The sequence below is a fragment of the Xanthomonas sp. 3793 genome (genome assembly GCF_024806835.1).
Classification (GTDB): Bacteria; Pseudomonadota; Gammaproteobacteria; order Xanthomonadales; family Xanthomonadaceae; genus Xanthomonas; species Xanthomonas arboricola_F.
In genome coordinates this window covers 102,777-116,813 of sequence record NZ_JANTYU010000006.1, presented here as the reverse complement: position 1 = coordinate 116,813, position 14,037 = coordinate 102,777, and the positions used below count along the sequence as shown (strand labels likewise).

Here is a 14,037-nt window from a genome sequence, read left to right as displayed (position 1 = left end):
GGGCCCCATGGCCACCAAGCGTACTTTCCAACCCAGCAACCTGAAGCGAGCACGCGACCATGGTTTCCGCGCACGTATGGCAACCGCCGACGGCCGCAAGATCCTGGCTCGCCGCCGCGCCAAGGGCCGCAAGCGCCTGAGCGCTTGATTGCCGCGCCGCTCTCCGCGGCCGAGGCAAGTCCTACAGTGAACGCATCGAACCCGTGCAGGCGATTTCCTCGCTCTGCGCGGGTTCGTACGCGTGCGCAATATACGGTCGTCTTCGACACAGCCCGTCGCACCTCCGATCCGCTGCTCAGCCTGCACTGGCGCACCGGCGACACGCCGCCGCGTCTGGGCATGGCGGTGTCGCGCAAGGTGGACACGCGTGCGGTGGGCCGTAACCGCATCAAACGCGTCCTGCGCGACGCCATGCGGCATCTGCTGCCCGAGCTTGCCGGCGGCGATTACGTGATTGTGGCCCGGTCCGCAGCTGCGAAAGCGACCAATCCACAGATTCGCGACGCCTTTGTGCGCCTGCTACGCCGTGCCGGCGCATTGCCCCCACCTGCTGCGCCCGGCACAATGCCGCCCGCCAGGACGATGCACCCATCCTCCCTTTCCCCGACAGAGCCGGAACTGTAGTTCCGACTGAGCGAGTTGCTGCCCGATGAACCAGACCCGTGTTTTCCTGATTTTTGCCTGGCTGATGGTCGCGGCGCTGCTGTGGATGGAGTGGGGCAAGGACAAGGCGGCTGCCAACGCACCTGCTGCAGTCGCCACGCAATCGGTACCGGCTGCGCGCGATCTGGATGCCACGGCGCCGGCGGCCAATGTGCCCGCCGCCCAGGCCATCCCGCAGGCGGGCGTACCGGGTGCCGCACCGGCGGCCACCAGCACCACCACGGCTACGCCGGCGGCTGCCGGCGCCGCGCCGGTGATCACGCTGACCTCCGACGTGCTGCGCCTGAAGCTGGATGGCCGCAGCGTGCTGGATGCCGAGCTGCTGCAGTTTCCGCAGACCAAGGACGGCACCGCGCCGGTCAGTCTGCTGACCGAAGACGCCGTGCATCCCTACAACGCCACCAGCGGTTGGGCCAGCGAGCATTCGCCGGTGCCGGGCGTGGGCGGTTTCCGCGCCGAGCAGCCGGGCACCGCGTTCGAACTGGCCAAGGGTCAGAACACCCTGGTGGTGCCGTTCGTGTGGAATGGCCCCGACGGCGTGTCGATCCGCCGCACCTTCACCCTGGAACGCGGCCGCTATGCGATCTCGATCAAGGATGAGGTGATCAACAAGAGCGGCGCGCCGTGGAACGGTTATGTGTTCCGCAAGCTGAGCCGGGTGCCGACCATCCTCAGCCGTGGCATGACCAATCCGGATTCCTTCAGCTTCAACGGGGCGACCTGGTACAGCCCGCAGGAAGGCTACGAGCGTCGCGCGTTCAAGGACTACATGGACGACGGCGGCCTGAATCGCCAGATCACCGGCGGCTGGGTGGCGCTGCTGCAGCACCACTTCTTCACCGCGTGGATCCCGCAGAAGGACCAGGCCTCGCTGTATGTGCTGAACCAGGACGGCCCGCGCGACGTGGCCGAGCTGCGTGGCCCGGCCTTCACCGTGGCCCCGGGTCAGACCGCCAGCACCGAAGCGCGCCTGTGGGTGGGCCCGAAGCTGGTCAGCCTGATCGCCAAGGAAGACGTGAAGGGCCTGGATCGCGTGGTCGATTACAGCCGCTTCTCGATCATGGCCATCATCGGCCAGGGCCTGTTCTGGGTGCTGAGCCATCTGCACAGCTTCCTGCACAACTGGGGCTGGGCCATCATCGGCCTGGTGGTGCTGCTGCGCCTGGCGCTGTATCCGCTGTCGGCGGCGCAGTACAAGTCCGGTGCCAAGATGCGCCGCTTCCAGCCGCGCCTGGCGCAGCTGAAGGAGCGTTACGGCGACGATCGCGTCAAGTATCAGCAGGCGACGATGGAGCTGTTCAAGAAGGAAAAGATCAACCCGATGGGCGGCTGCCTGCCGCTGCTGATCCAGATGCCGATCTTCTTCGCGCTGTACTGGGTGCTGGTGGAATCGGTGGAGCTGCGTCAGGCACCGTGGCTGGGCTGGATCCAGGACCTGACCGCGCGCGATCCGTACTTCATCCTGCCGCTGCTCAACATCGCCATCATGTGGGCCACGCAGAAGTTGACCCCGACCCCGGGTATGGACCCGATGCAGGCCAAGATGATGCAGTTCATGCCGCTGGTGTTCGGCGTCATGATGGCCTTCATGCCGGCCGGCCTGGTGCTGTACTGGGTGGTCAACGGCGGCCTGGGGTTGCTGATCCAGTGGTGGATGATCCGCCAGCACGGCGAGAAGCCGAGCAAGATCATCCAGGCCAACGCCAAGTAAGTTCAAGAAGGCCCGCCGCAAGGCGGGCTTTCTGCATGCACGCCTGTTTCCGTTTGTTGCCATCGCCAAGGACGCCATCGTGAAGCCATTGCCGTTGCATCGCCTGTTGCTGTGCGCAAGCTGCGTGGGACTGCTGGCGCTGGCCGGCTGCGGCAAGCGCGATGCCGGCACCGCGGCACCTGCTTCGGCAGCGGCGACCGGTGGCGCTGCCGATGCCGCTGCGCAAACGGGCGACGCCGCCAATGCGCGTGCGCTGATTGCCCAGCTGCGCGAACAGCTGGATCGGCACCGCCGCATCATCGTGTTGCTGGCCGACGAGGACAAACAGAGCCCGCGCGATCGCGCCACCTCCAGCAGCGTGGGACAGCAGCTGTTCCATGAAAATCTGGAGCAACGCGAACGTATCGCAGCAGCGTTCGAAACGGTGCTGATCTCCAGGGATGCCAGCCGGTTCGCGACGATCGGCGCGGTGCTGGACGAAGTGGAATCGGCGCCGGATCTGTTCGATGCCGACCGCCTGGCGTTTGCCGAGGTACTGCGCGAACTGCATGCGCGCATCGGCAAGGATTCGGCGCTGCCGGCAGTGAAACTGCATCAACGTATCGGCGAGGACCTGGAGGCGCTGGATGAGATCGAACGCAGTTACAACACCGAGCTGACGCAGATCTTCAGTCGCTTCGATCGCAGCCGGGCGATCGTGCCCAAGCGCGAAAAGTGGGACGACTACGTGGCGCATCTGCGAAAGTTGTACACGCGCGAAACCATCCTGCGCGACCACGGCGTGGTGGAACCGTATCCGTTCTCCGCGCGCGATAGCGACAGCGAAGTATTCGGCCGCGACCTGCCGCCAAAGACGGTGGTGCTGACCTTCGACGACGGCCCGCACAAGGCCTATACCGAAGAGATCGTGGCGATCCTCAAGCGGTACGACGTGCCTGGCGTGTTCTTCGAAGTGGGGCGCAACCTCGGCAGCCTGGACGCCGACGGCAAGCCGAAGCTGGCGCCATTGTCCAAGATCAGCCACACGCTGATGGAGGAAGGCTATGCGGTGGGCAATCACAGCCTGACCCATGCGCAGTTGTCCAAGACCACCGGCGATGCGTTGCGCAGCCAGGTGCTCGATACCGACACCTTGCTGCGTGCGGTGGACGACAAACGTGCGCCGCTGTTCCGGTTTCCGTATGGCGCGCGCAATGCGGAAGGGCTGCAGCTCCTGGGCGAAGCCGGGCTGAAATCGATCATGTGGAACATCGACTCGCTGGACTGGGCCGACCCGGTCCCCGAATCGATCGTGCAGCGCGTGCTCGACCAGGTAAACAAGGAACAGCGCGGCATCGTGCTATTCCATGATATTCACGACCGCGCGGTGAAAGCCTTGCCGCAGATCCTGGATCGGTTGATCGCCGACGGCTATCAGTTCGCAGGCTGGAACGGCCGCGAGTTTTCGGTGGCACGGGCACCCAGTGCGGTGGCCGACGCAACGGTGACCACCGGTTACGCCAAGTCGTGGGCCATCGTGATCGGTATCGACGACTACGCGCACTGGCCCAAGCTCGAATACGCAGCCAACGATGCGCAGGCGATCGCCAGCACCCTGACCGGGCCGCTGGGATTTCCGTCCTCGCAGGTGATCGTGCTGAAGAACAGCCAAGCCACCCGCAACAATATCCTCGCCGCCTTCCATGACCGACTTGGAGAGGGCCGCGCGCAGACCAACGACCGCGTGTTCGTGTTCTTTGCCGGCCACGGTGCCACGCGTCGGCTCGCCTCCGGACGCGACCTGGGCTACATCATTCCGGTCGATTCGGACCCGGAGCATCTGGCCAGCGATGCGATCGCGATGAGCGACTTGCAGAATATCGCCGAAAGCCTGCAGGCCAAGCACGTCTTGTTCGTGATGGATGCCTGCTACAGCGGGCTTGGGTTGACGCGTGGCGGGCCGACCTCAAGTGCCTACCTGCGCGAGAACGCGCGGCGGATCGCGCGCCAGATGCTCACCGCCGGTGGAGCCGATCAACAAGTGGCCGATAGCGGCCCGAACGGACATTCGGTCTTTACCTGGGTGCTGTTGCAGGCACTCGCCGGCAAGGGCGATCTCAATGGCGATGGATTGATCACCGGCACCGAGCTGGCTGCGTATGTCGCGCCGGCAGTATCGGCGGTGTCTGCGCAGACGCCGGCATTTGGTAGCTTGCCGGGATCGCAAGGCGGCGAGTTCGTTTTCCAGGTGCCCAGCGGCGAAGAATTCCTGACTGCGGGCACTGCGCAGTTGTCGGCCGATGCGATCGCGCTCAACGGACGCGTGGATGCGGCGCGTCCTGCCGCCACGACCACCGGCGCGGCGGCGGCGGCGGCGCCGATCACCGTAAAGACCTTGCAAGGTGGCGAAGCCAGGCTGGTCTTGCCGACGGCAGTCAAGAGCAGCGATCGCCAACGTGCGCAACTGGCAAACGAGCGTGGTCTGCAGCTGTACAAGGAAAAACGCTATGCCGAAGCCGCCGAGCAATTTGCCGAAGCCTTGAAGCTACGCCCGGATTTTGCGCTGGCGGCGAACAATCTTGGGTTCGTGTATTACCGCCAGGAGCGCTTTGCCGAATCGGCGCGCTGGCTGGAAAACACGCTCAAGATCGATCCATCGCGCGCGGTGGCCTATCTCAATCTTGGCGATGCCTACGCCAAGGCGGGCGAGCGCGACAAGGCGCGCAAGGCGTACTCGACTTATCTGGAACTGCAGCCACAAGGCAGCGGTGCGGCACAGGCGCGTGCGCAGTTGCAGTCGCTTTGATGCATGGTGGCGAGCAGCATGGGCATGTGCACTTTCGAAGAAAAACGCGTGCCATCTAAAGCCCGGCCACCGGTCATGCGCCTGAACGCGATGCCGGTGGTTCGATCACCTGTCTGATTTCCAGTCCACGCAAGAGCAGTGCCCATGTCCGCTTCCACGTCCACCATCGTTGCCATTGCCAGTGCTGCCGGAACCGGCGGGGTGGGCATCGTGCGGCTGTCCGGGCCGCAGGCGGTACAGATCGCAACGCAGCTGGGCATTGCGCCATTGCAGCCGAGGCATGCGTACTACGCGCGCTTTCGCGATGCGCAGGGCGATGTCATCGATGACGGCATCGCGGTGTGGTTCAACGCGCCACGCAGTTTCACCGGCGAAGACGTAGTGGAGCTGCAGGGTCATGGCAGCCCGGTGGTGTTGCGCCAACTGGTTGCACGCTGCATTGCACTGGGCGCACGCCAGGCGCGTGCCGGCGAGTTCAGCGAACGCGCATTTCTCAACGGCAAACTCGATCTGACCCAGGCCGAAGCGATTGCGGATCTGATCGCTGCCGGCGATGCGCGTGCGGCACGTGCGGCGCGGCGTTCGCTGGACGGCGTGTTCTCGCGCCGCATCGATGCGGTGGGCGAGCGCCTGACGCGCTTGCGCGTGCATGTGGAGGCGGCGATCGACTTTGCCGACGAACCGCTCGATACATTGGGCGGCACGCAGGTACGCGAAGGATTGCAGCAGGCGCGTGGATTGCTGGCGCAGCTGCTGCGCGATGCCGAACGCGGGCGCAAGCTGCGCGATGGCCTGCATGCGGTGTTGATCGGACCGCCCAATGCAGGCAAGAGCTCGTTGCTCAATGCGCTGGCCGGTAGCGATCGTGCCATTGTCACCGATGTCGCCGGCACCACGCGCGATACATTGCATGAAGCGATCCAGCTCGATGGGTTCGAGTTGACCCTGGTCGACACCGCCGGCCTGCGCGATGGCGGCGATGCGATCGAACGCGAGGGCATGCGCCGCGCATGTGCCGAATTGCAGCGTGCCGATCTGGCGCTGGTGGTGGTCGACGCACGCGACCCGCAGGCCGCGCGCGATGCGATCGGCGATGGCATCGACGCCGTGCCGCGTCAGCTGTGGATTCATAACAAATGCGATCTGCTGGACAACAGCGCGCCGCTGCTCGATGCCAACGCAGTGGCAGTCTCGGCAACGACCGGCCTGGGACTGGAGCAGCTGCATACCCGCCTGCGCGAGCTGGCGTTAGGCGACGGCATCGAAAGTGCGGGCGGCGAATTCTCCGCACGCACCCGGCATGTGGATGCGCTACGACGTGCCGAGCAACATGCGGACGCGGCCGATCTGGAACTGGGGTTCGAACAACTCGAACTTGCCGCCGAAGAGCTGCGGCTCGCGCATGCAGCGTTGGGCGAGATCACCGGCAAGCTGAGCGCCGACGAGTTGCTGGGCAAGATCTTTTCGAGCTTTTGTATCGGCAAATGAGGCGGGTACGGCGCAATGTGCCGCGACTTCGCTACATCGGTTGGTGCCAAAAAACATCCGGCCTCATTCGAGGCCGGATGTACTGGGCAAACAGCGCCGCTGCGACTTAGAAGTCGTAGCGAGCGGTCAGGCGAAACGAGCGAGGCGTCTGATAATTTTGATCGTTCAAATAGTTCGGACTGATCACGTCGCGAGAGGCTTCACTAAACTCGTTGTACTCGGTAACGCGGTCGTTGTTGAACAGGTTGAAGACATCGAGCTTGATACGCAGCTTGTTATCCGCCCAATTCGGCATGTACACCGCCGCCAGGTCGAACGTCCAGGTCCAGGGTGTCCGCCCTTCGTCACCACGCTGACGCAGCACACGTGTGCCTTCAGCATCCAAGCAATAGAAACTTGAACCACTGTAGTTGGTCAGCGTCCCTTGGTCGGGCTGCGGGATATCGTCCAGCGGGATATAACCTTGGCAATTGACCGGACGGCCGGACTGCAGAATCAGGTTGCCGCCAAGCTGCCATTCCGGTGTAAGCGCGTAAGCGCCGAACAGCTTGAGTGTGTGTTGGCGATCGTTCGGTGTCGGCCCGTAGGTGCCGTCGGTGAACAGACGGTGGTCGAAGTCCTGAGTCAGGCCCGGATCTTCCTGTTCCAGGGTGGAATTGACGTAGCCCTCCACATTGCCGCGTGTTCTGGCAAACGTGTAGGAACCCTGGAAGTTGAACTTTTCCCCGGTGCGCTCCCAGAAGAACTCCAGTGCGGTGTGAATACGACGGTACTCGGGCAGGCCGAGATACGAGGCTGGCAGGGTCGCCAGTTCCACTTCACCATCGCCATTCAAGTCGACATTGATGGTGACGTCGCTACCCGGATTCAGGAAATAGCAGCTGGGAACGGAACTCGGATCGAAGTCGGTAAAGCCATTGTCTGTTGCCCAATCAATCCACGGATTGGTTGTGCAGGTATCGTCCATGCCGGACTTCACTTCGCGGCGGATCATACGTGCGCCCGCCATCCAGTTTTCCGTCAGTTGCAGTTGCCCGCCCAGGATCACCTCATCCTGATACATGGGCGAAAGATTGGTGGATGCAACTGAAGCCGGGTTCGGCGCAACCAGCGAACCGTTGGTCTGGGTTGCACCGATCTGCGCGCCCTGGCCGACTGGCGTGCCGTCGGCCTCACTCCAACCGTTGACGTAGTACCAGTTGGAAACCGTGGATTCCGCCCCCGTTGCACGGATGCTCGAGTTCGTAGCGACCGGAATGTAGTAGCGACCTGCAGTCCCGAACAGCTTCAAACTGGCATCACCTAGCACATCCCACGAGAAGCCAAGCCGTGGGGCGAGCTTGTAGTCGGATTCGACCCAAGCGATGCCATCGCCGTTCTTATTCTCGAACTTCTCGCCGCGCAGACCGAGCACCGCGAGGAAGCTTTCCGTCACTTGCCAATTGTCTTCGACGTAGAAGGCGCTGTTGATGTTTTCATAGGTGGAGCTGCTGGTCTGATAGACACGGGAACGCGCGTAAAGCGCACCACGTGGCACCAATTGACCGTTCACCGTCCGCCCCGGCTGGCCGGCAAAAGCGCCAGTGGCCACGGCGCTGCCGGGAACCGTGTAATACGCCCAGTTGATTCCGCCGGCGTAGGTCTGACCGCGATGACTTGACTCGTACTTCTCCTGATCCACGCCAAAGCGCACGCGGTGGTCACCCAAAACCCACTCGCCATCAACGCGGAATGCTTTGCGGATGTCCTCATCCGGCTCGGCGTCACGATCGGCGACCGTTGAGATCGTGCCAGGATTACAGCCGATGTAGCGATCGACCACGCTGGTGGTCAGGCCGAAACTATAGGCCCACGGACATTCGCTGCCGGCCGGATCGGTCGGCAAGCGTGAATCAATGAGATTGCTCAGATAGCCGTATTGCGCCGACAAGGTGAAATTGTCTGTGAAATAGCCGGTGTACTTGAGGATGCCGACCTTGCCGCCGTTTTCCATCTCGTACCGTTCGATCGGCGCTTCGTGTCGACCGACGTTGTACCGGCTTTCACCGTTGGCATCCGGGTTGTATTCGTAAGTACTGTACTTGGTCTTGGCCTGGTTGTAGATGCCAGTGAACTCCACCAAGTTGCTGTCGTTGATGTACCAGTCGAGTTTGACCAGACCTTGCGGCGTGGTGTCGCGCCGACGTTCGCTGTTGACCGATCTGAAGATATCGATCGTTTCATTGCGGCCCTCGGCCATGGCGAAAAAGAACAATCTGTCCTTGATGATCGGACCACTCGCATAAGCCGAATAGATGGTGCTGTCGAACTGGTTGTCGCTGCGATATTGATAGAGTGGATCCGCAGCATCCGGATCACGGTCACGCACGTTCTTCCCTTTCGCAGCCCCCCAATCCGGGGCCCATTCGACGCTGCCACCGTAGTGCCAGTCATTTGAGCCGGATTTGGTCACGATGCTTACAATGCCGCCCAGCGAGCGACCGTACTCGGCCCCGTAACCACCGGTCTTCACCTGCAGCTGTGCGATACCTTGGAACGGCACATTGGCGAACGACAGGAACGTACGCATGTTGGTGACGTCGAAGCCGTTGATGTAATAGCCGTTTTCGGCCACCGAGGAGCCACCGAACGATGCAAGATTGCCATTGCCGAGACCGTTGTCGCCCAGGCCACCATCGCCTCTAGTGGCACCAGGAGCCAGCAAGGCGACAGAGGAAACGTCGCTGGCCACAGGCAACGAGATCATCTGTTCGGCCGTGAATACCGTGGTGGATTCCACCGAGGACACATCGATGGGATTGAGCGCGCGCGTGCCCACCACATTGATCCTATCCAACTCGGTTGTCTGCTTGCCGAACAGCACCTGCGAGCCGCTACCGACCTTGACATCGACCTCGCGCGTTACCCCGTCCGCAGTGATTACATACTTGCCTGGCGGCAACTGACTGAAGGTAAATCTGCCATCTGCAGCGGCGGTGGCCGAACGGCTCACGCCCGTTTGCGGGCTCTGGATGGCGATTGTGCTGCCGGGCTGCCCACTACCGAAAATGGAGCCAACCGCGCTCTGCGCCTGCACTCCTCCGATCACGCACATGCCTAGCGCCAGGCTCAGCGCGCTGCGCTTGATGTTGCTGGATAACGAACTACGGACCCCTGGACGCGTCATTCCTCTCTCTCCTGATGAACTCGGTCGCGAACACTGCAGACGTGGGACTCGACTGCGAGTGCAGTCGAGGGGGAACTGGGATTCAGGACGTCATGTAGACAACCTGAACGGATGTCACATTTCTGAAGCCTGTCTGAAGATTAATCGAATATGTACAAAAATGTCATCCTCCGGCAACTTTGGCAATTTCGGTGCTTTTGGGCCGGGATTTGGACGCGCGGATGCTGTAAGGAAATGAAGTACTCGGTCGTCGTGCATCGACGCTGGATCGGTGCCGCCGGGGCGGGGGCGAGGCGGTCGAAGCGGTGCGAGGCCAGCGGCGGTGGCGTGCTGCGTCAGATATCGCGGAACAGGCATCGCGCCTGCTCGAGAGATGCGTGCCTATCGACCCTGTGCGACCAGGCAGCGTGGGTCCACCGATCAGGGAAACAAGCTGGATCGGCACTACATTGAGAGTGCGGTCTTGAAGCTGCGTCCAAGTCGATTGGAGCGCCAGCAGCAAAGTGCACGGCACTGTCCGGCCTGATGCCGGTCCTGCATGGCTTGGCTGCTCGATCCATCAATCAGTGGCGCATCGATCCTCGCTAGCGCGCTGCTGCCAGCGCTCCTGGCGCGCGGAGGCTCCCGCGTCGCTGTCGCACGTGCGTCGGCGGCATGGTGCCTGATGGGCGCTGGCCGACTAGTACGACAAGAACACTGCGCCGAGATCAGTGTGCTCAGGTCGGGACGGCAGCTGCCTGCTTACAGAGCAGGCTTCGCTGCTACCTAGAGCACTTCTGGCAACACGGCCTGCAAGGCATCTGTTTCCACCGCGCATGCATCCGGTGCGACAGGCTTGGCCGTTGCGATCTCCCCGCGTGCGGCAGCAAGATCCTTTTGAAATTCCGGGTTGCTGTGCAGCGCGGCGACGGTGGCCGCGCCCATGATGCGGCCCTGCAGGACATCGCTCTGCCAATGCACGTTGCACACCAGGCGGCTGTCGCCGAAGGCGCGGCCGCGTGCCAGTAGCGCGTTGCGCTGGGCGGGAGCGAGTTCCGACAGAATCAGGCCCCAGGCCCAGCCGATGGCGGTGTGGCCGGACGGGTAGGAGCCATTCTTGCGCAGGGCCGCATCGTCGGCCGGGGTGCACATCGGTTGTTCGTTGCGCATGAACGGGCGTGGGCGCTGATAGCGTGCCTTGGCGGCGCTGGTGCTGCTGCTGGCGTCGCGCATGCTGTGTTCGAGCAGGCGCAGCAGATGCGGTGTGCCGGCCTGGTCGATCTGCACGCCGAGCGCGCAGCTGAAGTGGCTGGCGGCATCGGGAAAGCTCAGTACCGCGTCGCGCGTGGCCAGGTCCCAGCGCGGTGTGCCGCGCAGCGCGAGCATGGCCTTGGCGATAGCCTCGTCGTTGGCGAGCGCGGCACTGCCGTCCTGCGGCGGGGGCGGCACCAGCTGCAGGCTGTCGGGCAACTGCGGTTTTTCCAGATATCCCTGCGCGTCGCTGGCGAGCACCGAATCCACCGGCTTTGCCGGTTGCCGCGCAGTGGCCACGCCGCTGCCGATCAACAAGGCGGCAAGGGCGAGGCCTGCCAGCGTCTGTTGGCAGTGGCGAGCGATGCGGTGGGCCATGACGATTCCTCGAAGCAGCACGACTGGACGAGCGCACAGATTACGACGTGCAGATGACACGCGCATGCCAGCACAACGCAGGCGCAGCGCGGGATACGCAGTAGTTGTCTCGGCACTGTCATCTGGGCGTCGCATCGACGCAAGACAGCTGTCGCACGCTTGCCGTCATCTTTTGACTCTTCCCCCATGCCTCTCATGCCCAAGACCCATCTGTTAAGTGCTGCCGTGTTTACCGCGCTTGTGCTGTCGCCAGCCGCACGTGCTGCCGATACGCCGGCCGAGGTGTCCGCCGATACCGGTTCCACCGTGCAGCAACTCGATGCGGTATCGGTGATTGGCCAGGGCGAAACGCGCCAGGTGCAGCGCATCACCCAGCAGGACATTCCGGTGCTGCCGCCAGGCACCAGCATCCAGAAACTGCTCAACCGGATGCCGGGCGTCAACGTGCAATCCAACGATGCCTTCGGTGCCAATGAAGAGTCGCAGACGATCAGCCTGCGCGGCTTCAACGGCACGCGCCTGGGCTACACGCTCGACGGTTTGCCGCTGGGCGATAACGCCTACGGCAATTACAACGGCCTCAACATCAGCCGCGCATTGATCGCAGAAAACTTCGGCGGCGTGGAGCTGGCGTCGGGCATCGGTGCGTTGGGCACCGCGTCCACCAGCAACCTGGGCGGCACCATCCAGTACTACTCGGCCGACCCGTCCAGCGTGTTCGGTGGGCAGGTGTCGCAGACGGTGGGGTCCGATGCCAACCGTCGCACCTTCCTGCGCGTGGATACCGGCGACTACAACGGATTTTCTGCGTATCTGTCGGGTATCGAAGCCACCGCGGACATGTGGGCGCGCCCGGAATCGCCGACGACTACGCGGCAGTTCAACGCCAAGGGTGTGTATCAATTCGATGGCGGAAAACTGACCGCCTTTGCCGATACCTCGCGCACCTCGCAGGCCGACTATTCCTATCTGTCCAAGAGCGGCATGGCGCGCGGCCTGGGCTGGGACTGGAACCTGTATGCGCCGGACTGGAACCGCGCCCTGGCAGCGGCGTACTGCGCGCCGGCCACACGCAATGCCGCACGCTGCGGCTTCAGTGGCGGCGTGGACAACGTGGACGATGCGTACTACCAGAGCCGTGCGTTGCGCGACGACGACCTGTTCTACGTGGCCGGCGACTTCCAGCCCAACGATGCGATCAGCCTGCACACCCAGGTCTATCACCACGAAAACAAGGGCCAGGGCCACTGGTGGTCGCCGGGCCAGGCCTCCAATCCGGGCACGCCGCAAGCACTGCCGATCTCCATCCGCAGCACCAACTACTGGATCAACCGCACCGGCGGCATCGCTTCGCTGGGCTGGGACCTGGGCCCGCATCATCTGGAAGCCGGCCTGTGGTACGAGCGCAACCACCACGATGTAGAGCGCAATTTCTACTGGATCGATGGCCCGGTCAGCGACGACAAGTTCCTGCAGAATCCCAACCGCCGCCTGTTCTCGCAGAACTACGTGATCACCACGCGGCAGTTCTATGTGCAGGGCAACTTCAAGTTTCTCGATGAGCGTCTGAGCCTGGATCTGGGCATCAAGAGCCCGAGCACCGAAATGACCGCACGCGAGACGCCGGGCATCGCGGTGGAAGCGCCGGTGGCGACCGGGTCGATCAAGGCCAGTGAGTCGGTGCTGCCGCAGATCGGGCTGGGCTATCGGCTGGCCGAAGGCCAGGAAGTGTTCGCTTCCTATGCAGAAAACATCGCCGCGTTCCAGGGCGGTGGTGCCGGTGGCCCGCTGCTGGTGACGCAGGCCTCGTTCGATGCCAGCGTCGGTGCGCTGGAGCCGGAAAAATCGCGCACCGTGGAAGCGGGCTATCGCTTTGTACGCGACCGTTTCGAAGCCTCGCTGGTCGGCTACGACGTCACCTTCGACAACCGTCTGCTCTCGCTCAACCCCTGCGCCAGCATCCAGCAGGGCACCACGCCCGCCTGCACCACGCGCTTTTTCAACGTTGGCTCGGTGAGCAGCCGCGGTGGCGAATTGACGGTGATCTGGAAGCCTACCAGCTACCTGCAGTGGTACAACTCGGCCTCGATCAACCGCTCCACCTATGACGACAACTACGTGCAGAACGGGGTGATCATTGCGACTGCCGGCAAGACCACGGTCGATACGCCCAAGCGCATGTTCGCCAGCGAAATCGCCTTCAATTACGCCGGCTGGAACGTCAATCTACGCGGCAAGTACACCGGTGAGCGCTTCTACACCTACACCAACGATCAGGGCTTTGGCGGCTATACCTCGTTCGATGCCGGCGCCGGCTACGAATTCGGCCAGGTCGGCGTGTTGCAGGCGCTCAAGCTCTCGCTCAACGTCACCAACCTCACCGACAAGCGCTACGCTTCCAACCTCACCGCGTTCGCCAACAGCGATCCGAATGGCCGGCAGCTGGCGTTTCACGCCAGTGCGCCGCGGCAGGTGTTTCTGACGCTGGATGCCAAGTTCTGACGACGGGATTGGGGAGTCGGGATTGGGGATTGGTAATAGCGGGTCTTGTTGCTGCTGACTGATTCCCGTGTCGACCGGTGTGGATGGTTTTAGAGTGGCTGGCAAGGCTTGGCG

At 63.1% G+C, this 14,037-nt stretch carries 8 protein-coding genes; 6 read left to right on the top strand and 2 right to left on the bottom strand.

Annotated features, from left to right (window positions below):
• Nucleotides 1-7: 7 nt before the first annotated feature.
• The 5 genes from rpmH (at nt 8) to mnmE (ending at nt 6,647) form a co-directional block, all read left to right on the top strand.
• Complete coding sequence (rpmH, locus tag FHY18_RS18755; RefSeq protein WP_002805908.1) at nt 8-148, top strand: 50S ribosomal protein L34; 141 nt, start codon at nt 8-10, stop codon at nt 146-148.
• Between the two features lie 38 nt (nt 149-186).
• Nucleotides 187-624: a ribonuclease P protein component gene (rnpA, locus tag FHY18_RS18750; RefSeq protein WP_055852557.1), complete on the top strand. Its 438-nt coding sequence runs from the start codon at nt 187-189 to the stop codon at nt 622-624.
• A gap of 25 nt (nt 625-649) precedes the next feature.
• Nucleotides 650-2,374, top strand: coding sequence for a membrane protein insertase YidC (gene yidC / locus FHY18_RS18745; RefSeq protein WP_259158831.1), 1,725 nt, complete (start codon nt 650-652; stop codon nt 2,372-2,374).
• Between the two features lie 79 nt (nt 2,375-2,453).
• Nucleotides 2,454-5,159, top strand: a complete 2,706-nt coding sequence (locus FHY18_RS18740; RefSeq protein ID WP_259158830.1) for a polysaccharide deacetylase family protein — start codon at nt 2,454-2,456, stop codon at nt 5,157-5,159.
• A gap of 144 nt (nt 5,160-5,303) precedes the next feature.
• On the top strand, nt 5,304-6,647 hold the full coding sequence (gene mnmE, locus FHY18_RS18735; RefSeq protein ID WP_259158829.1) for a tRNA uridine-5-carboxymethylaminomethyl(34) synthesis GTPase MnmE: 1,344 nt from the start codon (nt 5,304-5,306) through the stop codon (nt 6,645-6,647).
• Between the two features lie 106 nt (nt 6,648-6,753).
• Here the strand turns inward: mnmE and FHY18_RS18730 are convergent, their stop codons facing one another.
• Nucleotides 6,754-9,813 (bottom strand): carboxypeptidase regulatory-like domain-containing protein, encoded by a 3,060-nt coding sequence (locus FHY18_RS18730; protein WP_259158828.1) that lies wholly within the window; start codon nt 9,811-9,813, stop codon nt 6,754-6,756.
• A gap of 765 nt (nt 9,814-10,578) precedes the next feature.
• Nucleotides 10,579-11,421, bottom strand: a complete 843-nt coding sequence (locus tag FHY18_RS18725) for a phosphatase PAP2 family protein (RefSeq protein ID WP_259158827.1) — start codon at nt 11,419-11,421, stop codon at nt 10,579-10,581.
• 195 nt (nt 11,422-11,616) lie between these two features.
• On the opposite strand from FHY18_RS18725, the gene FHY18_RS18720 reads away from it, so the two are divergent.
• A complete protein-coding gene (locus tag FHY18_RS18720) occupies nt 11,617-13,923 on the top strand; it encodes a TonB-dependent receptor (RefSeq protein ID WP_259158826.1) in 2,307 nt (768 codons plus the stop codon).
• Nucleotides 13,924-14,037 lie beyond the last annotated feature (114 nt).

Bases quoted from the DNA above. Each gene is read 5' to 3' on its own strand.
- rpmH (WP_002805908.1), top strand. From the start codon at position 8: ATGGCCACCAAGCGTACTTTCCAACCCAGCAACCTGAAGCGAGCACGC.
- yidC (WP_259158831.1), top strand. From the start codon at position 650: ATGAACCAGACCCGTGTTTTCCTGATTTTTGCCTGGCTGATGGTCGCG.
- mnmE (WP_259158829.1), top strand. From the start codon at position 5,304: ATGTCCGCTTCCACGTCCACCATCGTTGCCATTGCCAGTGCTGCCGGA.
- FHY18_RS18730 (WP_259158828.1), bottom strand. From the start codon at position 9,813: ATGACGCGTCCAGGGGTCCGTAGTTCGTTATCCAGCAACATCAAGCGC.
- FHY18_RS18725 (WP_259158827.1), bottom strand. From the start codon at position 11,421: ATGGCCCACCGCATCGCTCGCCACTGCCAACAGACGCTGGCAGGCCTC.
- FHY18_RS18720 (WP_259158826.1), top strand. From the start codon at position 11,617: ATGCCCAAGACCCATCTGTTAAGTGCTGCCGTGTTTACCGCGCTTGTG.